Annotated in this window: 16 protein-coding genes; 5 read left to right on the top strand and 11 right to left on the bottom strand. The window is 41.4% G+C overall.

What is annotated here, in order from left to right; genetic code table 11:
• Positions 1-16: 16 nt before the first annotated feature.
• Positions 17-904, bottom strand: coding sequence for a TIGR03899 family protein (locus tag CWC17_RS10085; RefSeq protein WP_138542145.1), 888 nt, complete (start codon positions 902-904; stop codon positions 17-19).
• Positions 873-1,454, bottom strand: coding sequence for an SRPBCC family protein (locus tag CWC17_RS10080; protein ID WP_138612764.1), 582 nt, complete (start codon positions 1,452-1,454; stop codon positions 873-875). The genes CWC17_RS10085 and CWC17_RS10080 overlap by 32 nt, the downstream gene beginning before the upstream one ends.
• 142 nt (positions 1,455-1,596) lie before the next feature.
• On the opposite strand from CWC17_RS10080, the gene CWC17_RS10075 reads away from it, so the two are divergent.
• Entirely contained in the window at positions 1,597-3,798 is a 2,202-nt protein-coding gene (locus CWC17_RS10075; protein WP_138612763.1) for a bifunctional diguanylate cyclase/phosphodiesterase, read from the top strand.
• A gap of 109 nt (positions 3,799-3,907) precedes the next feature.
• A complete protein-coding gene (locus tag CWC17_RS10070) occupies positions 3,908-6,094 on the top strand; it encodes a YgiQ family radical SAM protein (protein WP_055016428.1) in 2,187 nt (728 codons plus the stop codon).
• A 79-nt stretch (positions 6,095-6,173) separates the two neighbouring features.
• Here the strand turns inward: CWC17_RS10070 and CWC17_RS10065 are convergent, their stop codons facing one another.
• The 7 genes from CWC17_RS10065 to lptD form a co-directional block, all read right to left on the bottom strand.
• Positions 6,174-8,189 (bottom strand): methyl-accepting chemotaxis protein, encoded by a 2,016-nt coding sequence (locus tag CWC17_RS10065; protein ID WP_138612762.1) that lies wholly within the window; start codon positions 8,187-8,189, stop codon positions 6,174-6,176.
• 112 nt (positions 8,190-8,301) lie between these two features.
• A complete protein-coding gene (locus tag CWC17_RS10060; RefSeq protein WP_138612761.1) occupies positions 8,302-9,120 on the bottom strand; it encodes a symmetrical bis(5'-nucleosyl)-tetraphosphatase in 819 nt (272 codons plus the stop codon).
• Between the two features lie 11 nt (positions 9,121-9,131).
• Positions 9,132-9,521, bottom strand: coding sequence for a Co2+/Mg2+ efflux facilitator ApaG/CorD (gene apaG, locus CWC17_RS10055; protein WP_055016404.1), 390 nt, complete (start codon positions 9,519-9,521; stop codon positions 9,132-9,134).
• Positions 9,505-10,311, bottom strand: coding sequence for a 16S rRNA (adenine(1518)-N(6)/adenine(1519)-N(6))-dimethyltransferase RsmA (rsmA, locus tag CWC17_RS10050; protein ID WP_004585856.1), 807 nt, complete (start codon positions 10,309-10,311; stop codon positions 9,505-9,507). Before rsmA ends, apaG begins: the two co-directional genes overlap by 17 nt.
• The gene (gene pdxA, locus CWC17_RS10045; protein WP_138612760.1) at positions 10,308-11,300 is read right to left on the bottom strand and encodes a 4-hydroxythreonine-4-phosphate dehydrogenase PdxA; all 993 of its coding nucleotides are present in this window, start codon (positions 11,298-11,300) and stop codon (positions 10,308-10,310) included. Before pdxA ends, rsmA begins: the two co-directional genes overlap by 4 nt.
• Before the next feature lie 2 nt (positions 11,301-11,302).
• Positions 11,303-12,598 carry a peptidylprolyl isomerase SurA gene (surA, locus tag CWC17_RS10040; protein WP_055016406.1) on the bottom strand — a complete coding sequence of 432 codons (1,296 nt, stop codon included), beginning with the start codon at positions 12,596-12,598 and terminating at the stop codon, positions 11,303-11,305.
• A gap of 92 nt (positions 12,599-12,690) precedes the next feature.
• Positions 12,691-14,943, bottom strand: a complete 2,253-nt coding sequence (gene lptD / locus CWC17_RS10035; protein ID WP_138612759.1) for an LPS assembly protein LptD — start codon at positions 14,941-14,943, stop codon at positions 12,691-12,693.
• 101 nt (positions 14,944-15,044) lie between these two features.
• On the opposite strand from lptD, the gene CWC17_RS10030 reads away from it, so the two are divergent.
• Genes CWC17_RS10030 through djlA form a run of 3 tightly spaced genes read left to right on the top strand, consistent with a single transcriptional unit; the run spans position 15,045 to position 17,583 of the window.
• Positions 15,045-16,046: an aminoglycoside phosphotransferase family protein gene (locus tag CWC17_RS10030; RefSeq protein ID WP_138612758.1), complete on the top strand. Its 1,002-nt coding sequence runs from the start codon at positions 15,045-15,047 to the stop codon at positions 16,044-16,046.
• Entirely contained in the window at positions 16,043-16,705 is a 663-nt protein-coding gene (gene murU, locus CWC17_RS10025) for an N-acetylmuramate alpha-1-phosphate uridylyltransferase MurU (RefSeq protein WP_138612757.1), read from the top strand. The genes CWC17_RS10030 and murU overlap by 4 nt, the downstream gene beginning before the upstream one ends.
• Positions 16,706-16,722: 17 nt before the next feature.
• Positions 16,723-17,583: a co-chaperone DjlA gene (gene djlA / locus CWC17_RS10020; protein WP_138612756.1), complete on the top strand. Its 861-nt coding sequence runs from the start codon at positions 16,723-16,725 to the stop codon at positions 17,581-17,583.
• Here the strand turns inward: djlA and CWC17_RS10015 are convergent.
• Positions 17,566-18,516, bottom strand: coding sequence for a DUF3530 family protein (locus CWC17_RS10015; protein WP_249935915.1), 951 nt, complete (start codon positions 18,514-18,516; stop codon positions 17,566-17,568). The two genes, djlA and CWC17_RS10015, sit on opposite strands and share 18 nt — an antisense overlap.
• 81 nt (positions 18,517-18,597) lie before the next feature.
• On the bottom strand, positions 18,598-19,251 hold the full coding sequence (gene rluA / locus CWC17_RS10010; protein ID WP_138612755.1) for a bifunctional tRNA pseudouridine(32) synthase/23S rRNA pseudouridine(746) synthase RluA: 654 nt from the start codon (positions 19,249-19,251) through the stop codon (positions 18,598-18,600).
• Positions 19,252-20,003 lie beyond the last annotated feature (752 nt).

The raw sequence follows: 20,003 nt of genomic DNA, 5'->3' as shown, positions 1-20,003 counted from the left end.
CTTAAAACGTGGTGTGCTATTTATTAGCATGCCACGTTAAATCAAATTCTCCCTCCAGTGCATTATTAATTAATTGCTTATACACCTTATTTACAGGGTAGTTTATGAGTTTAGAAAGCTCATCGCCAGTTTGCGTAAACTTATAATAGCTTAATACCAAGTCACTGCTTTTAGCTTTTAATGTCACTTTTTGCGATAAAAACGACAGGGTGAGTTCTTGGCCTGCTTTTAATACCGCCGATTCTATCTCTTTTCTGTAGAGTAAATTAAGATCCATAAGTGTTAGAATATCAGGAAAGCTGATCCCCGTTTTTCCTAAATTAAGCGACACCTTATTGCCTTTTCGTAACAAGTCAAAAAGCGATGGCTTTTTATAAAACCCTAATAAAATAAAGTGGCTGTCATCTTTTGCGTTGTAGCTGCTCAGCGATACACATTTTTGTAATGCATCTGCTTCACGTTGGGTCATGTGTTTGAGTGTTTGTAAGCTTTTTATAGAAAAAGTACCAGGGTTGAGTGTCTCGCCAGTTAAAATTTTAGCCCACAATGTTTGCATTGACTCGTTAGAGGTGTCTTCACATAGGGCAATAAAGCGCTCAATCCAGTCGGCATCGGGTTGCTTATTACTTGCCACGTCGGGGCAAAATTCCATGGCTTTAGCTAAAATGGTTTCTATGTTTTGTTGCTGTTTTATAAGCAGTAAATCTTGGCGTTTTTGGGCGCGCGCTAAAATAGGGTTATCACTATTTATGTGATAAAGCGGGTTTAGATCGCCTTTCGAACCGTAACTTTGATTTGTACTTGGTTGCCCGGTATTGCTGGTTATTTTTTTTACTGGGTAGCCAAGTAAAGACTCAATTATATTAGCAAGATTAATTCTCGCTTGGGCTGATTTTACTGTCATTTGTATCCAGCTGAGTTTTTTGGTCGCGTAATTGCGCCACTGTTTGTAAGTTATTTAAGCCAAGCGACACCGTATTGCTTAATACGTACTCGCTTAAAATCGATAGATAACCTGAGATTAGCGGGGCGTTTGTTTGGCCATTAATTTTACAAGTTACATTTACCCTATCTTCTACTTCGTTAAAGGTAATTTCACCTTCAATAATATGTTCATTTTTTAAAAGCGCATTAAAGGTCATTCTATTTTTTGAAAGCGAAGTAATGGTCATTTCACCGTAGCCCCAATCGCTTTGCCACGATTGATGCGCGCCTATACCTCTGATGGGCTCGCCGAGCGCAAAACGAATGCTTGGGTCTACTTTGCCCCAAGGTGACCATGTATGCCATAGGCTAAAGTCTGACACGAGCAATTTAACAGTTTCTACTTTGGCATTTATTTGTATGCTTTTATTGACGCTGTAATTTTGCGGAAGCGTTAAACCAATCAAAATAGCCACTAAAATTAACAATGAGAGCGTTTTTATTAGGTTTTTAAAAAATTTAATATGCACACCTTTTACGAGTTTTTTAGTTTGAAATATAACAACTTTTTATTAATCGACTATAGTATGAATTAGCCTATAAACCAAAAAATATATTTTTAGTACATAGGTATGAGGTTATTTAAGCATTAAAACTGATAAAGGGAAGATAATGTCGTCAGAACAAAGCGATTTTTTATTTTTAGCGCCAGACAGCGAAGAAGAAATAACCCCAGAGGTATCTGACTTTTGGGATGTTTTGATCGTTGATGACGATCCTGAAATACATTCAGTGACTAAGCTCGCGTTGTCGGGCGTTGAGTTTTGGGGGGCAGGGCTACGTTTTCATGATGCATATTCCGGCAGCGAAGCCATCGAAATACTCAAAAACAATAATACAATATCTGTCATATTTTTAGATGTAGTGATGGAATCTGATGATGCGGGTTTACAAGTTGTTAAGCGTGTACGTGAAGAGCTTAATAATCAACATGTACGAATTATTTTACGTACAGGCCAAGCGGGTAACACCCCAGAAGAAAAAGTAATTCGCGAATACGACATTAACGACTATAAAACAAAAACCGAGTTGACCCGCTCAAAGCTTGTGACATCGCTCATTACAGCGATACGCTCGTACGAGCAAGTATGCAAGCTTGAGTATCAAAGTGATGCGATGAACACTATTGTTTCGGCATCAAAGTCTATTTTAGGTCTCACCGATATTAAAGTACTGTGCAAAGAAATTATTAAACACTTAGGCATTATTTTAGAGTCCCAGCAGGTTGGGCTAGTGTGCAGTAAACTTGATGGCGAAAACCACATACAGGTGCTTGGAGGAAGCGGTCATTATGAAAGCTACTTTGGCGAAAAGCTTATTAATGTAGACAGTATGGCCTTAGAGCAAGTTGAGCAATGTTTTGAAACTGCAAAGCATACTCAAAGCGACTCGAGCATGACCTTTATTGTAAAAAGTAAGCATCGTCAGGCTGCCATTTATTTAGCGTGTGAGCATAAACCAAGTGAAGCACAGCTACAATTTGCAGAGATTTTTCTTACTAATGTGAGTGTAGCCCTTGATAACGTTAGGCTGTTTGTAAAGCTTAGAGATGCAGCCTACAAAGATGTACTCACAGGTATTTCTAACCGTACTAATTTTATAGAGCGGGTGGAGCGTTATCAAAAACCACATGTGAATGACTACGTTTTTGTATTAATTGATATAATTGGTTTTGCAGATATCAATAATGGCTTAGGGCAAGAAATTGGCAACTATTTACTCATTGAAATCGTAAAAAGGCTTAAAGACGCTTACCCCGACGCAAAGCTACTATCACGTATTGGTGCGGATGTTTTCGGCTTTATTATTCGCCAAACAGAGTTTAATCTCGAACACTTTAACGATGTACTGAATGTACCTTTTAAAGCTGGTGAGCATATTTTGCCCATCGATTTTAGAATTGGTTTATGTCAGCAGCAAGACTTTCAAAGCACAGGTTTAGACACACTCAAAGTTGCTTATATTGCGCTTAATCAAGCTAAAAAGCTTAAATGCAAAGAAGGGGTTTACTACGAAGTTGATATGCAAGATAAAATGGCCTGGCGCTTAGGTATTATTAGGCAGTTACGCCATGACTTTGCCAGAGAAAAGTTACAGGTTTGGTATCAGCCGCAACTTTCCCTCGATAATTTATCGTTAATTGGTTGCGAAGCCTTACTGCGTTGGCCATCAGAAGATGGCTCGTTTATATCGCCAGCTGTGTTTGTGCCATTAGCAGAGGACGCCGGTTTAATTGTTGATATTGGCCAATGGGTGTTAGAGCAAGCATGTCAGCAGCAAAAACGTTTAGAAGCGTTGGGTGAAGAAATTTGCATTGCTGTAAACGTATCTGTGCCGCAATTTAAGGTAAAGGGCTACGCGACAACAGTAAAAAACACTTTACAAAAGTATGACGTTAAACCTTGTAATATAGAATTAGAAGTCACTGAAAGTGTGGTGATGGATGAACTAGAAACCGTAATCAATACCTTAAAAGAGTTAAAAGAGTTAGGCGTTGAGGTAGCGATTGATGACTTTGGAACGGGCTTTTCTTCGTTGAGTTACTTACAAAGCTTACCACTTGATAGACTTAAAATTGACCGCGCTTTTGTAAAAGACTTGCCCGATAACGACACCGGCGCAATTGCTGCTTTGGTGGTGTCGCTTGGCGCTAAATTAGGTCTGAAAACAATTGCTGAAGGTGTAGAAACACAGCAACAGGCAGAGTTTTTAAAAAACTTAGGGTGCGATGAAGTACAAGGCTTTATGTATGCTAAGCCCATGCCTGAACACGAACTGTTAGAGTTTATAAAAGAGCGAAATAAAAAAGACTAATATAAACAGGACACATACTAACAAGGCGCGATATACGCAGGTAATGTTGTATAAATAAGCAATGTATTAGGATATAATTCGCGCCTTTTGTTATTCAATGGCCAAAATTATGAGCTCTCTTAAAGCTGAACGCGCGCTATTCTCATACCCAAAGTATTGGGCAGAGTGTTATGGCACTGCACCATTTTTACCTACAACTCGCGAAGAAATGGACGCACTCGGCTGGGATAGCTGCGATATTATTATAATCAGCGGTGATGCTTATGTGGATCATCCTAGTTTTGGCATGGCAGTGATTGGCCGTGTACTTGAAGCACAAGGCTTTAGAGTCGGTATTATTGCTCAGCCAGACTGGCAATCAAAAGATGCCTTTATGGCACTTGGCAAGCCGAATCTATTTTTTGGTGTAACCGCCGGTAATATGGATTCGATGATCAACCGTTACACGGCTGAAAAACGCATGCGCCATGACGACGCCTACACGCCAGGTAATGTAGGTGGCAAGCGCCCTGACCGTGCGGTGATGATTTACTCTCAGCGTTTACGTGAAGCTTACAAAGGCGTGCCCATTGTGATTGGTGGTATTGAAGCAAGCCTACGTCGTATTGCTCATTACGACTATTGGCAAGAAAAAGTGCGTCGTAGTATTTTATTTGACTCTAAAGCCGATATCCTTATTTATGGTAATGCAGAGCGCCCGCTTGTAGAAGTGGCCCACCGTATAGCCGCTGGCGAAACTATGGATACAATTCAGGATATTCGTGGCACAGCCGTTATTCGTAAAGAGCCAATACCGGGTTGGCGTGGCAGTGATTCAACTGCGATTGATAAAATAGGCAAAATAGATCCAATCCCTAATCCTTATGGCGCTGATGATGTAGGGTGTAGTAAATCAGAGTTTAAACAAGCCGGTATTGATTTAAAAGCTGAGGCTGCTAAACCTATTACTATTCAGCCAGCGCGCCCTAAACCGTGGGAAAAAACCTACGTTAAACTGCCTGCATTTGAGCAAGTCAGTGTTAATAAACCTTTGTATGCCCACGCATCACGAATTTTGCACCAAGAGACAAACCCGGGCTGTGCCCGGGCATTATTTCAGCGCCATGGCGATCGCTATATTTGGGTAAACCCGCCTGCATTTCCGCTCGAAACCCATGAAATGGATGATGTATTTGGCTTACCTTATCAGCGTATACCGCACCCAAGTTATGGGGATGCAAAAATACCCGCTTACGATATGATTAAAACGTCAGTTAATATTATGCGTGGTTGTTTTGGCGGTTGTTCGTTCTGCTCTATTACCGAGCATGAAGGGCGTATTATTCAAAGTCGTTCGCAAGAGTCGATTATTGATGAAATAGAACAGATTAGAGATAAAGTGCCTGGTTTTACCGGGGTTATTTCTGACTTAGGCGGCCCAACAGCAAATATGTATAAGCTGCGCTGTACGAGTAAAAAAGCAGAAAGCACCTGTAGGCGGCTTTCATGTGTTTATCCTGATATTTGTAAACACATGGATACAGACCATACACCTACTATCGATTTGTATAAAAAAGCCCGTGAAGTGAAAGGTATTAAAAAGATTTTAATAGCCTCAGGCGTTCGTTACGATTTAGCCGTACAAGACCCTCGCTATGTAAAAGAGTTGGTGACACATCATGTGGGTGGCTATTTAAAAATTGCCCCTGAGCACACAGAAGATGGCCCTTTGTCTAAAATGATGAAGCCGGGCATGGGTGCTTACGATCAATTTAAAGAACTATTTGATAAGTACTCAAAAGAGGCAGGTAAAAAGCAGTATTTAATCCCGTATTTTATTTCTGCTCACCCAGGTACCAAAGATGAAGACATGGTTAACATGGCACTGTGGCTTAAATCTAATGACTTTAAGTTAGACCAAGTACAAAACTTTTATCCATCACCTATGGCTAATGCGACCACTATTTATCATACAGAAATGAACTCACTGCGTAATATTAAAAATAACAAAGAGCAAGTGCCTGTACCAAAGGGGGCTCGTCAGCGTCGCTTGCATAAAGCAATACTGCGCTATCACGATCCATCGGGTTGGCCAATGATCCGCGAGGCATTGCGTAGTATGGGGAAAGCCAATTTAATTGGTAAAGGCCCAAATTGCTTGGTGCCAGAAGAAGGCCGCGATGAAAAAGCACACAAAGGCGCAGGTAAAGGTAGGGGAGGGCGCCCAGCCTTAACGCGCCATACTGGCTTTAGCCAATTTAAAAAGGCTAACACTAAACCTAAAGTGGGCGGGAACCGCCAACGTGCTGCTAGGTAAGCGTTAAAATAAAAAACCCGATACTGTTACTCAGTATCGGGTTTTTTATTGCTTTGATTTTGGCGTAATACGATTGGTATTATACCTTAAAGTTTTCTACCGAGATTCTTAACTCTTCAGCGAGTTTGGCCACTTCTGAGCTTGAAATGTTGGTTTGATTTGCGCCTTCAGCAGTTTGCTCTGCAATAGCAACAATTGATTCTAAACGTTCACTAATTTCTTGTGATACTTGTTGCTGCTCTTGTGCTGCAGTCGATATTTCCTCGCTAACGTCATGTGCTTGCGATACGGCAAGCGTAATTGAGTCTAATGCGCTGCTTGCTAAATCGCTCTGCTCAACACACGATACCGCTTGCTGCTTACCTTTATCCATTGCTGTTACAGCTGCTTCTGCGCCACTTTGAAGTGACTCAATCATCGATTGTATCTCTTGGGTCGACTCTTGCGTTTTACTAGCTAGTGAGCGTACCTCATCGGCTACTACCGCAAAACCTCGGCCATATTCACCGGCACGTGCCGCTTCAATTGCAGCGTTAAGTGCTAATAGGTTGGTTTGCTCAGCAATACCGCGTATAACATCTAAAATACTGCCTATCGAAGCGCTATCTTGATGTAGTTTGTTAATAACACTGGCGGCATCATCCACTTCGTGAGCAAGTTGCTCAATAGTGGCTTTGTTTTGATGAGAAATACCTTTTACGCGCTCAGCTTCTTTGTCAGCATTTTTAATTTCATCAAGGGCTTGTTGTGCGCTATTACTAACTGTTTGTGACGTGCTGCTCATTTCTGTTGTGGCAGTTGCCGCTTGCTCTACTTGGGCTTGTTGATTTCGGATAGCTTGGCTTGATTCACCGGTAATAGCCGATGTTTGCTCAGAGGCTGCTGCTAATTGAGTTGAGCGTGAAATAATACCCTTAATTAAGCTTCGTAGGCTATCTATTAAGGTGTTGCAGCTTCTTGATAGTTCGCCGAATTCATCTTTGGCAGAGTCATCTAAGCGTTGGGTCATATCGCCGCTGGCCACAATATCTAAAATTCGATTTACCTCAGCCAGTGGCTTGGTAATTCTATTAACGGTAAGAATCGCTATTGCAATTGCAATCAACGTCGCGATGATCATTCCTGCCCACGTCCACAAAGTAGCTGAATCAACATCCTCACGGACGCCTTCTTGTAATTTGTAAGCGACAGCACTTGTCTGCGTGACTAAATCGTCAATTTGCGACAGGGCCATTGTGGTTGCCTGCTCTGACTGCGCAAGTTCTTTTTCGGTTAGTGCAATGGCGTCAATAAGACGTTGCTTGTTAGCTGCTAGGCTATTATTTCCACTTATATTTTCTACTAACGTATCAACGTATTCTTGTAAATCACTATATAAATCGTTGTTGTCTTGCTCTATAGCAGGCTTTATTAAAGCTAAAGTACGAATGACCTCTTCAAGGTAATAGGCCTGTTCATTTTTAACAATATCTAAAGTGTTCGTTGTTTTTACAGTAAGCATATCGGTACTGTTGCTAACTACCGACATAAAATTGTTTTCTAGGTTATTAGCAGCTTGATAAGCGCGGGGGTGATTTTGCTCAAAGTTATCAATGTCAGTAATATCGAGCACAACTGAATTAGCATCTTCCGCAGCAATCTCTATTGTTTCTAGTTGTGCTATAAGGGTTTTATTTAGTGCTAGTTGCTTGTCTTTATCAGCTAATAAGTTTTCTACTGTACTTAAAAAGCTTAGGTAGGTTTTTTCTACTGCTTGGCTTTTTTGGCTCAGTGATGCATCGTTTTTTACTACGCGTTGCAGTTCAGCATGAAGTGAATCAAATTTGTCTTTTTGCTCAAGTACTTTTTGTTTTATAGGGGTGAGCTGTGCGCTTGAGGTGGTATAAAAACTGGCTTGAGCTGCTTTACTCATTAAAATAAATTCAGCTTGTAGCTCTGAGCTTTTATTTAGCGCAGGAAGTGATAACTGGTTTACCTGCTGAGTAGAGCGGTCAATGCTCGCAATTTTTATTAAAGAGTTACCACCAATGATTATGAGTAATAAGGTGATAAATATAAAACCACACCAAATACGTTGGCTTACTGTCAGATTCATACGGATTTCCAATTAAAGTACTTCAATCACATCTTATCGGCTTTTTAACCAATAAGTTAAGCAATTAATTTCTATTAATTTAAATTTAACATATGTAGTGGGTTTTTACAGTTTATTTAGGTAAATGCGCAGGTTTTTCTACTATTTTTTGCTTAGTTTGTAAGTCCATCATTGTTAAAGCCCCGCCCCATACGCATCCAGTATCAAGCGCATGCACATGACTCAGCTGAGTAACCCCTTCAAGAGCGGCCCAATGGCCAAAAATTAAGTTTTTTTCTAATGCTTTTATATTAGGGTTATCAAACCAAGCTGTTAACGATTTATTGTCGTTAATTGCACCTTTCGCATTAAGCTCTAACGTGTTGTTACTGGTTAAAAAGCGCATACGGGTAAAATAGTTAACTATGTACCTAAACTTATCAAAGTCGTTTAAATCGTCATCCCACAGAGCAGGGTGTGGCTGATACATTTTTTTAAAAAAGTGGGCTGCATTAGCTGATTGATAACAACGCTTAGCAAACTGTGCATGTTTAAGTGCGGTTTTTATAGACCAGTTAGGGTTTAATCCTGCATGCGATATAAAGCTGCGGTGTTGCGCTAAATAAAGTGCAAGCGGTTGGGTTTGCAAATAGGCGATATAGTGAGACAGTTTTTTACTATTAAAAATAGCATCGAGTTTGTCTTTTGGGTTTATCGGCTTATTAAGGTAATGGCAAGCAATCATGTGTAAATCATGATTGCCTAACGTTACACTTATACTGTCTTGATGGCGGTAAATGTAATCTAGGCAAGCCAGCGAGTCAGGGCCACGTGCGACTATGTCGCCAACTAAATAAAGGTGATCTTTACTTGGGTTAAAATCAACCCGTTTTAGTAAGCGACTAAACTCTTTAAAGCAGCCTTGTAAATCACCAATTGCGTAATCAGCCATGGCGCTTTTTACTAATGTAAAATATTAGGACACGCTAAACGGAATACGTTTATAGGTGCCTCAAACTCAGAGCCAAACTCATTGCGCAATGTGTAGTGCCCCTGCATTGTACCTACGGGGGTGTCTAATATTGCGCCACTGGTGTATTTATAGGTTTCGCCAGGACCTATCACAGGGGTTTCGCCCACAACGCCTTCGCCCTCCACTTCAACTTCTTTGCCGTTGGCATCGGTAATTAACCAATAGCGGCTTAAAAGCGTTGCACTGCAAAGGCTGTGGTTTTTAATTGTCACTGAGTAGGCAAAAACATATTTATCTAGCTCAGGCTGAGATTGCCCTTCAACATAAAAAGTCTCTACAGAGACCTTTACAGGAGAGCCAATATTACTGCTTGTTGTCATAAATCCAATTAGCTATATCAATAAATTGTTGTAATGTTAGGCTTTCAGCGCGCAAGGTAATATCTATACCAATGCTAGTAAGCTCATCAGCGGTGAGTAAATTGCCTAAGCTGTTACGCAGTGTTTTACGGCGCTGATTAAACGCTTCTAAACACACGGTGTTTAAAATTTTCACGCTTTTAGCGGTTCGTTGTTCGGCTTTTTTGGGAATAAGACGAATAACTGCTGAGTCTACTTTAGGAGCTGGTTTAAAACATTCTGGCGGAACTTCAACCACAGGCATTGCGTGGCAGTAATATTGCGTCATCACACTTAAGCGGCCAAATGTTTTGCTGCCTGGACCTGCAACCATACGTTTTACAACTTCTTTTTGCAGCATAAAGTGCATGTGCTCAATATGATCAGCAAACTCAAAAAGATGAAACAGTAATGGCGTAGAAATATTGTAAGGCAGGTTACCAAACACTTTTAATTTTTTGTCATCGCGTACAAGGCTTGCAAAGTCAAACTTCATTGCATCGCCTTGGTTTACGTTTAATTTAGGCCCTAAAAATGGGTGCTCAATTAAGCGCTGGGCTAAGTCTTTATCTAGCTCTACAACGGTAAGTTGGCCGCTTAAATCGGCAACAGGCTCTGTAATTGCGCCTAAACCTGGGCCAATCTCTACTAGGTTGTCTTGTGGCTTAGGATCGATTGCAGTGACTATTTTATCAATGATAGATTCATCAAATAAAAAGTTTTGCCCAAAACGTTTACGGGCGCGGTGTCCTAAATGTACTTTATCGGTCATTGATTTTGTGCTTTTTCATGGGCGAGCTTAATTGCTTCGCGGATCGCTAATTCAAAACTGCCAACCTCAGCGTCACCAGTGCCTGCTAAATCAAGCGCAGTACCGTGATCAACCGAAGTGCGGATAAATGGTAAACCTAAGGTTATATTTACCGAGTTACCAAATCCCTTGTATTTTAGCACAGGTAAACCCTGATCGTGATACATAGCAAGCACGGCATCGGCTTGAGAAAGGTATTTATCTTGAAATAGGGTATCGGCAGGAAGCGGTCCAATTAAGTTCATACCTTGGCTGTTTAAAAGCGCAAGCGTAGGTGAAATCGTTTCTATTTCTTCTGTACCTAAATGACCGTCTTCGCCAGCATGGGGGTTTAATCCACAGACCAAAATTTTTGGTTGTTCAATACCAAATTTCGTTTGTAAGTCATGATTTAAAATACTAATCACTTTGGTTAGGCGCTCTTGGGTAATCGCACGCGATACATAAGCCAGCGGTATATGTGTTGTTACAAGGGCAACACGTAAACCTTCGGTCGCTAGCATCATGACAACATCTGAGGTGCCAGATTGCTGAGCAAAGTACTCAGTGTGACCACTAAACGAAATACCGGCTTTATTAATAATCCCTTTGTGAACAGGGCCGGTGACAACAGCATCAAAGGTACCGTCCATGTTTTTTTCGCTAGCAATACGTAAGGTATCAAGTACGTATTGGCCGTTTAAGTCGTCTAGTTCACCTAGCTTAACCTCAGTGCCTAAATCAACTTGGTGAATATAAATGCTACCTGCAGGCGCAATGGCTGCAGGGGCATTTTCATCAAAATCAATTAGTTCAATATTAAGGCCTAAGTGTTGAGCGCGTTCTTTTAATAACTGTTTGTCGGCGATAGCGACCAGTTGAGCTTGCCATGGTTGCTGCGCTAATCGCAGCAATAAATCAGGGCCAATCCCCGCAGGTTCCCCCGGGGTAATTGCAATTCGTAATGTCATAATTACTCGTCTATAGGGAAAATTTCAACATGGGCTTGTTCGCGCATTTCTTGCTGCCAGTTAAAACTTTCTTCTTTAAATTTACGATTAAACAACATGCCGTGCGCACGGTTACGTTTAGCTAGCTCAGTTTTATCTGCTACACGTTTATCTAAAAGTTGTACTATGTGCCAACCAAATTGTGTTCTAAATGGTTCACTAATTTGATTTTTATCAAGTGATAACAAAGTATCTTTAAACGCGGGTACATACGTTGTAGGGTCAGTCCAATCATACTCACCGCCTTTAAGGGCAGAGCCTGGATCTTCTGAGTATTCTTTGGCAAGTTCTGCAAAGTCAGCTTTTCCTGCGCGTAAATCTTTGGCAAACCCTGCAAGCATGCTGCGCGCTTTTTCTTCACTTAAAATAATTGAAGGTTTGATAAGAATATGACGAGAGCGAACTTCAGTGGTTTCTACTAATTGGCGACCACGTACATCTTGCACTTTAATTATGTGAAAGCCAGCACCAGAGCGAAGAGGGCCAACAATCGCGCCTTTCTTTTGGCCTTTTACAGCCTCAGCAAATAATGAAGGCATTTCGTTGATACCCATGTACCCTAGTTGTCCGCCTTCGAGTGCTTTTGAACCGCCAGATGAGGAAATCGCAATGCGTTTAAACTCTTGACCATCGTTTAATAGCTCAATAACTTTGTCTGCACGGGTTTTTGCGCTGGTAATTTCATCGGGCGTTGCATCGTTGGGAATATCAATAAGGATATGACCAATATCGTACTCTTCAGCATTTTGACCTTGGCTTTCCATTATTTTTAACAGGTTATCTACTTCTTGTTGGCTAATATAGATACGGCGGTCTACATTGGCGCGAGTCACTTGCTGTGTGGTGATCTCTTTACGAATTTCTTCTCGGTAAGCCTGAAAACTTTCGCCTGCGGCTTCAATTGTACGACGAAGATCGGCAATCGTGCCGCCTTGATCTTTTGCCATATTAGCTAAAGTTTGGTCTAACTGGCTGTCTGAAATTTCAAGGCCCATACGCTCAGCCATTTGCATCATAAGCGTTTGGTTAACTAAACGTTCTACTGCTTGTATTCGAAGCGTTTCGTCTTTAGGAAGCTGCTGGCCTTGTTCTGCGGCTTGCTTTTTAACACGGTTGATTATGGTGTCTACTTCACTTTTTAAAATAACGCCTTGGTTTACAACGCCAATTACTCTGTCGATTTCCTGTGGGGCGGCAAATGCGCCATGGCATAAGCTTAAGCTTAAAATAGCTGTTGATAATAGTTTTTTTAAATTCATATTCTTTTTACTACTCTTCTAATAGTACTGCTTTAAAACAGGGCGTACTGCATTTTAGGGCTTTAAAGTATCACCTTAATTGCTCGTTTGCCTTAATTATTAAGAAAATACGGTCTACGGTAGCCAAAAATACCTTGTTGCAATAATTTTTGTGCATCGTAACGGCTCTTACTGCCCAGCCCTTTTAATACAAAGTTTAGACTAATACCTGAATCAAAAGTGGCTTGTTGCTGCCCAATAGATTGATTTAAATCGGTTTCAATCTGACGGTGGCCAGTAATTTGGATTGCCCAACAGCACGACTCATACTGTAATCCGCTTAAAAATTCGATGCTTCGGTTATTTTCAAGGTCCCGATGATAGCTTGCAATAAATTGCCACTGTTCACTAATTGGGATACTTGTAAATACACCCGTTTGCTCGATTGTATTTCCTGAGACATCATTTGCATAGCGATGGTTCAACTGAACTAGCTCATTATTGTCACCTTTGTAATCAAGAGTGACATTTGACTGAATCATTTGCTTGCCATCCGTGTCGTATTGCATACCCGCAGATAAATACCAACGGCGATGCCAATGTAACATTGTTTGTGCGGCAAACAGCGCGTTGTAGTTGGTTTGCGAGTCTAAACCTTGCTCAGTAGGTTTAGCCGAATCATTTAGGTAAAAGATTTGACCCGCGCTAAAGTTAAATACTTCTTCTTGTTTGCTATCAAATAATCGGGTTGTTGCACCTAGCGTAAATTGGTTAGCTGCAGCTATACGGTCCACGCCTGAAAAACGTGTATCCCTAAATAGGCCAAAAAAGTCATCTTGTAAGCGAGTCGTATCAAACAGACCAATTTCTGATTGGTCCTTATTCGGTGTGTATAAATATTGTATTTGTGGCTCAAGGGTTTGAATGCCATCTTCAAAAAAATATGAGGTGTCGCGTTCAAAGTTAAGCTGCGAATACAAGCGTACTTTTGGTAAAGTACGCGAAACGCTATCACTGTATTGCGTACCCGTTAAATCACCGCTTTGTTTGTAGTTTGTTTGTAATAAACTCACTTCTGAGAGAAACGACCACGCATGCGTTGCGTAATTAAATCGCGCTTTTGGCTCTACATGTACGCGGGTAGCACTGTCTATGGCAATTTCTGAAGAGTCGTTAGTAAAGTGGCTTACTTCACCAGACAAACTAAAGTCAAAGTGATCAAAGCGCCAAGGTGCGGTCTGCGTAAAGCTAATTTGTGGAACTGCGGCATACGACTCTAAGTGATCACCTAGTACTTCGAAGTTTTGAAACTTAATATCGGTACGCCATGTGTCACCAAGGTGAGTCACCGACCCGGTACGATAAAGTTGAGTATCGGTTTTATTGGCGTAGTTAGAGCTTAAATCGGTGATGTAGTTATCATCACTGACGTTGGTGACGTCCACATTGGCTCGCCAGTCTTCACTTAAGTAGCTTTGTTGTTGCCAATGAAACATGTAACGCTCATCAAGGCTTGGCTCCGAATCATCACTATCTAAATATTCAATACCGACTAACCCTTCATGCTGCTCGCTCAGGTATCTAAACTCAGTTTGCAACTGTAAGCCTTTGCGCGACATATAACGTGGCGTAATGGTGGCGTCAAAATTAGGCGCAATGTTCCAATAATAGGGGGTAACAGTTTCAAGGCCATAACGGTCGGAGCTTGAAATACTCGGTGTTAATAAGCCCGACTTGCGTCGCTCATCCAGCGGAAATGTGAAATAAGGCAAATATAAAACAGGGGTATCAAGGATACGTAACACGGCGTTATAGGTTTCGCCCCAGCCTTCTTCGCGAGAGAGGTTAATTTCATCGGCTTCTATTTCCCAAACCGGTTTATCACTAGGGCAGGTAGTAAAGCTTGCATTCATTAACAATAAGCCAGACTCATTAACAGTGAGTTTTTCAGCGCCACCTTTGCCTTGTTGCGCGGTTAAACTGTAATCGGCACCGAGTAGACTTATTTGAGAATTATTTAAATCGGCATTTAAACCTGAGCTGTTTACTTGGCTTACGCGGTCTTGGTATGTAATTGGGCCTGTTGCATTGAGTAAACCGCGCTGTTTATCTATAAGCGCAGTTTGTGCGGACAAACTCATATCAAGGGTGTTAATATCAACATTGCCGGTAAATTCAGCGCTTTGAGTGCCTAGGAGCTCTACATCGTCAGCTTGTATATCAACCGATCCTACCGCTAAGTTTGGTAGAGGTTGCCAAGCTCTGGTTTGCATTGAAATGCCACATAAGTTGTGTGCCAGTTCAGTTTCGGCAAGCGATGGTGCGCTAATTACGCCTAGCATCAATATGCCCCAGGTTTTGCTCATTTATCGACCTTAATGCTCTTTGGTTTATTATAAGCTAGACATAATAAAGGAAAACAATGGCAAATACAGTAATTGACCTATAAAAATAGACATCTTATATAATGACACGCTTTGATAATTTACAACTATTTATAAATACGCACTTTGATGCTAAACCACACTCCTTAGTAGCCATTACTGGGGATGCCAGCTTTCGCCGTTATTATCGTTTAAGCTGTGCTGGAAAAGCGTTTATTGTGATGGACTCCGACCCACAAAAAGTAAATAACGCGCCGTATATCACTTTAAATAAAGTATTCACCGACAACGGCTTTTTATTGCCTGAAATAATTGCAAGCGATGAAGAGCAAGGCTTTTTTGTGTTAAGTGACTTAGGAAATACACACTTAGCCGATAAGCTCGATGAGCCAAATAGAGATGAATATTACAAGCAATTAATTTGTTTAGCGGCAAGCTGGGCCAAAACGCCTGAATCAGCAGCTATGCAAAATTATAATAAAGAATTTATTCATCTTGAGCTGAATATTTTTAGCCAATGGCTGGTGACAGATTTTATAGGCTTAACACTCAGTGCAGAGCAGCAAGCAATTTGGCAGCAAAGCTGTGAGCTATTAACGAACGCTATGCTAGCGCAGCCTACGGTCACGGTTCATCGCGATTACCATAGCCGTAATATTATGTATAGCAATGAGCAGTGGGCAATTATAGATTACCAAGATGCCGTGCGCGGCCCGTTGTGTTATGACTTAGTGTCGCTGCTACGCGATTGCTACTTTAAGTTGCCACAAGCACAGCTTAATCAGCTGCTTGAGTACGGGTATGAAGAATTTACAGCGCAAAAATTAATAACAGATACTTCTTTTGAGCAGTTTAAACAGTGGTTTGATTTAACGGGTATTCAGCGTCATTTAAAGGCTGCGGGAATATTTTGCCGCCTCTATTTACGCGATGGAAAAACCGGTTACCTTGATAATATTTTACCGACGTTGGATTACATTGTTGATATTGCCAAGTGCTACCCTGAGCTTGCAGCATTAAGTGAATGGGTAAGTAGCACTGTAATACCAAATGTGATATTAAAACTTGCAAAGGAACGTACATGAAAGCCATGATTTTAGCTGCCGGGCGCGGCAAGCGAATGATGCCGCTTACTCAAGCTATGCCTAAACCTATGCTAAAAGTGGCGGGTAAACCGCTGATTGAGCACCATATTAATAACCTTAAAGCTGCTGGCATTACAGATATTGTTATAAACCTAGCTTGGCAAGGGGATAAAATAAAAAGCTACTTTAGAAATGGCGCTGAGTTTGGTGTAAGTATTGAATATAGCCAAGAGACTGAGGGCGGACTTGAAACCGCAGGAGGGATTATTCAGGCCCTGCCACTACTTGGCGAGCAATTTATTGTAATTAATGGTGATGTATACACAGATTACGATGTGAGTGCGCTTGCAAAATTGCACCTGCAAGACGGCGAGGCCCACATCGTGTTAGTCGAAAACCCACCTCATAACGAAAAAGGGGATTTTGCGCTAAGCCACTTATCGGCTGAAAGTCAAAAGTATACATTTTCGGGAATCAGCCGTTACCAGGCAGATTTTTTCAAAGGGCTAGCGCCAGGTGTGCGCCCACTTGGACCAATATTGCGGGAAAAACTCGCTCAACATGTTATCTCAACTGAGCTTTATATAGGTCAATGGGACGATATCGGCACACCACAGCGACTCGCGCAGCTCAACGAGCGCATACAAAACACACTTTAATAGAGGCAGTTAATTAGATGTGGGGAAAAATACTCGGTTTTTGTTTTGGCTTTATGTTTGGCAAGATTTTTGGCGCCATTTTAGGTTTATACCTCGGCCATTTATTTGATAAAAGCTTAAAAAACGATTTTGATAAAGCCGGGGGCTTTTCAGGTTTGTTTAAGGGTGATGATGTGAATGAGCGTCAGGCGTTGTTTTTTTCGAGCTGTTTTGCAGTTATGGGGCATATAGCAAAGTCGAACGGTCGCGTAAGCGAAGTGCACATAAAAGCGGCAAGTATGTTTATGGATGAAATGGGGCTAAAAGGCGACGAACGTCGCGAAGCTCAGCATGCATTTCAATCAGGTAAAGACAGCGACTTTTCGATTAAAGAAACGGTACATGACTTTAAAGAACGCTTTGCAAAACGTTACGACTTACTGCAACTGTTCTTAGAAATTCAAATTCAAATGGCGTTTTCAGATGGTGTGCTCGCAGAGCAAGAAAAACAGCTGTTACAAGAGGTAAGTAAACAATTAGGTATTTCTAAAACCCATTTTGCTTTTATTCTTAAGCGCTACCAAGCTGAATTTAGTTTTAGACAGCAACAACAACAGTATAGGCAACAGCAGCAAGGTCAAAGTAGCGGTTACCGTGAAGGGGCTGGCCATCATGTGCCCCCTAATAACAGCATGAACCGCTCCCAGGCCTTGGCTTTATTAGGGTTAAGTAGCGACGCAACGCAACGAGATATTAAAGTCGCGTATCGTAAATTAATGGCGCAGCATCATCCTGATAAATTAGTTTCTCAAGGGCTGCCTAAGCACATGATGGAAGTAGCCGTTAAAAAAAGCCAAGATATTCAAGCGGCTTACGAGTATTTAAAAAAGGCGGCGTAAAAAACCGTCTATTATTTTGCTTAAGCGGGCATGCTGCTCTGGCGCATCACGCAGGCCAAAAAGTTGGCGCTGGCGGTAATCAAATTTAGCATTTCGATTTACCCAGCGCTGACGGTTTTTAAGGCTCATAAGTATATCTGTATTGTCATTTGCATAGTAAATATCAAGCAAGGCAGGGGTTACTAGGGATGACGTTTGCGCTAAACCTTTATTGCGCTGTGTATTGGGTAAATAACTACTTAAACTTATAAAGGCATCTATTCGCGAGTCAGGAAAGTTTGCATAGTATTCTAGCAATACTCCCGCACTGGTACCTTGTGCTATAACGACAATATTATTTGGCTCGCTCATCGCGTTTTGATAGAGCGCCTCATAACGCATTATTAAATTCGTTTTGTAGTTACTTAGTACCTCATCACTCACCAAATCAATGGCATTAACAAAATGTGGCTCTTGGGCTGCTGTGGCTGCATCGTCGCTGTTATTTTGCGCCGTTTCTGTAGGGGCTTCATTTTGCGCGGGCTTAGTTGATTGGGCCGCTGCTTGTGCAGGCACAGCCATGTTACTTGCTTGCCAATCTATATCAGGTACTGTCATGGCGTAGGTTGTGTAACCTAAATTAGTAAGCGCTTTTCGCAGGTAACTCATGCCAGCATTGCTGGTGGGGGTCGAGTTCCAATCAGGAATGAGTAATACAATGCCTCTAAACTCGCGGCTCATGTATTCGCTATACAAGCTTAAAAACTCTGTATCACCAGCAAGTATGGGTTTAATTTCATCATTGGGTAGTAGGCGTTTTATATCGCTATTTTCGATACTTGATAAAGCAGGCGGTGCTATATGCTCTGCAGCACTGGCATAGGCGCTTAAGCATAACGCCGAGCAACAACATACACTTTGTAGTGTTTTTTTGATTAGCCGCGCAAATATCATAGTAAGCCCAAAACATAAGTAATAACTAAGTATCGGCGCGCTAAGGTAAAAGTTTAGTACTAACTTTGTGAGCTTTACCTATTAAAAATCGGGCTCTACCTCAAAGGTCATTACTTGCTCGGTCACGGGATGTTTTAGCTGCAACATTTGCGCATGTAGTTGTAAACGTGGCGCCGCGGCTAGGGCATCTTTATGGGCATAAAGTCTATCACCCAGTATTGGGTGGCCAAGGCTTAGCATGTGCACGCGTAATTGGTGTGAGCGCCCTGTAATTGGCGTGAGCTCTACACGTGTTGCGTGCGCTTCTTTTGCCAGTATTTTAAAGTGAGTGAGCGAGGGCTTACCGTTTTCATGATCAACCATTTGCTTAGGGCGATTAGGCCAATCACATATAAGGGGTAAATCAACCGACCCAGTATCTTGCTCAAGTTGGCCGTAAACACGTGCAATATAGCGTTTTGCCGTTTCACGCTCTTGAAATTGCATACTTAAATGCCGATGCGAAGCCTTGTTCATAGCAAGGCAAAGTATGCCTGAGGTTGCCATATCTAGGCGGTGCACTATTTTAGCTGTAGGAAAAACACGGTTAACGCGGCTAATTAAGCTATCGGCATGTTTTGGATCTTTACCTGGGACGGTTAAAAGTTCGCTGGGTTTATTAACGATGAGCAAGTCGTCATCTTGGTGCAGTATTGTTAAATACGGACTCATTGGGGGATTGTAATTAACTAACACGGCCGACCTCAGTAATTTTGCAGGGCGCTATTTTAGGGGAGCGAGAGCAAAGCCTCAAGAAAAAGATAAAAGTTTAATTGCATGCTTTTTAATCTGGTGTGAAATTACACCAACCTAAAGTTATGGGAACATATTATGGCAGGTAAAGTATTTCACTAACTGAACAGAATGATTTATGGCTTCGTAATCACGTTGAAAGCGTGGGGGATTACGCAAATAAAAGTGAATTGGTGAACGATTTAATTCGCCGTGTAAGAAGAGCTGAAGCAATAAATGGTAAACTTGCTCACTCAGAAAAAAAGCGGTTTTAGCGCTCAATCTGCTGATCAAATGTTAGCTGAATTTAAATCAGTCATTAAGTAGTGCGCACATTTAAACTTTCAAATGATGCCAAAGAGGACTTACGTCAGATTTATCAATATGACTGTTACGTGTTTTCATAACAGCGAGCGGATAATTACTTTTATAGTTTCTTCTATATGTTTGAAAAACTAGCAGCAAATCTTTATTCCTACCAATCAGTTGACCATATACGCACAGGCTATCGACGTGCCGTTTGTGGCTCAGACAGCATTTATTACAGAATTACACAAACTGATGTTGAAATAATGGCTATATTAGGTGGCCAAGATACTGAGGAGTGGTTGTAGAGGTGAATGTAAAAAGCACGGCCTGTAAACCGTGCTTTTAAAATTGTAGTTTAGCTACGCCTGATCTAACTAACGACTAACAGCTATAAACTGAAAGCTCAA

The organism is Pseudoalteromonas sp. S3785 (genome assembly GCF_005887365.1).
Classification (GTDB): domain Bacteria; phylum Pseudomonadota; class Gammaproteobacteria; order Enterobacterales; family Alteromonadaceae; genus Pseudoalteromonas.
This window is presented reverse-complemented; position numbering and strand designations above follow the sequence as displayed.

Bases quoted from the DNA above. Each gene is read 5' to 3' on its own strand.
- CWC17_RS10085 (WP_138542145.1), bottom strand. From the start codon at position 904: ATGACAGTAAAATCAGCCCAAGCGAGAATTAATCTTGCTAATATAATT.
- CWC17_RS10075 (WP_138612763.1), top strand. From the start codon at position 1,597: ATGTCGTCAGAACAAAGCGATTTTTTATTTTTAGCGCCAGACAGCGAA.
- CWC17_RS10070 (WP_055016428.1), top strand. From the start codon at position 3,908: ATGAGCTCTCTTAAAGCTGAACGCGCGCTATTCTCATACCCAAAGTAT.
- CWC17_RS10065 (WP_138612762.1), bottom strand. From the start codon at position 8,189: ATGAATCTGACAGTAAGCCAACGTATTTGGTGTGGTTTTATATTTATC.
- CWC17_RS10060 (WP_138612761.1), bottom strand. From the start codon at position 9,120: ATGGCTGATTACGCAATTGGTGATTTACAAGGCTGCTTTAAAGAGTTT.
- apaG (WP_055016404.1), bottom strand. From the start codon at position 9,521: ATGACAACAAGCAGTAATATTGGCTCTCCTGTAAAGGTCTCTGTAGAG.
- rsmA (WP_004585856.1), bottom strand. From the start codon at position 10,311: ATGACCGATAAAGTACATTTAGGACACCGCGCCCGTAAACGTTTTGGG.
- pdxA (WP_138612760.1), bottom strand. From the start codon at position 11,300: ATGACATTACGAATTGCAATTACCCCGGGGGAACCTGCGGGGATTGGC.
- surA (WP_055016406.1), bottom strand. From the start codon at position 12,598: ATGAATTTAAAAAAACTATTATCAACAGCTATTTTAAGCTTAAGCTTA.
- lptD (WP_138612759.1), bottom strand. From the start codon at position 14,943: ATGAGCAAAACCTGGGGCATATTGATGCTAGGCGTAATTAGCGCACCA.
- CWC17_RS10030 (WP_138612758.1), top strand. From the start codon at position 15,045: ATGACACGCTTTGATAATTTACAACTATTTATAAATACGCACTTTGAT.
- murU (WP_138612757.1), top strand. From the start codon at position 16,043: ATGAAAGCCATGATTTTAGCTGCCGGGCGCGGCAAGCGAATGATGCCG.
- djlA (WP_138612756.1), top strand. From the start codon at position 16,723: ATGTGGGGAAAAATACTCGGTTTTTGTTTTGGCTTTATGTTTGGCAAG.
- CWC17_RS10015 (WP_249935915.1), bottom strand. From the start codon at position 18,516: ATGATATTTGCGCGGCTAATCAAAAAAACACTACAAAGTGTATGTTGT.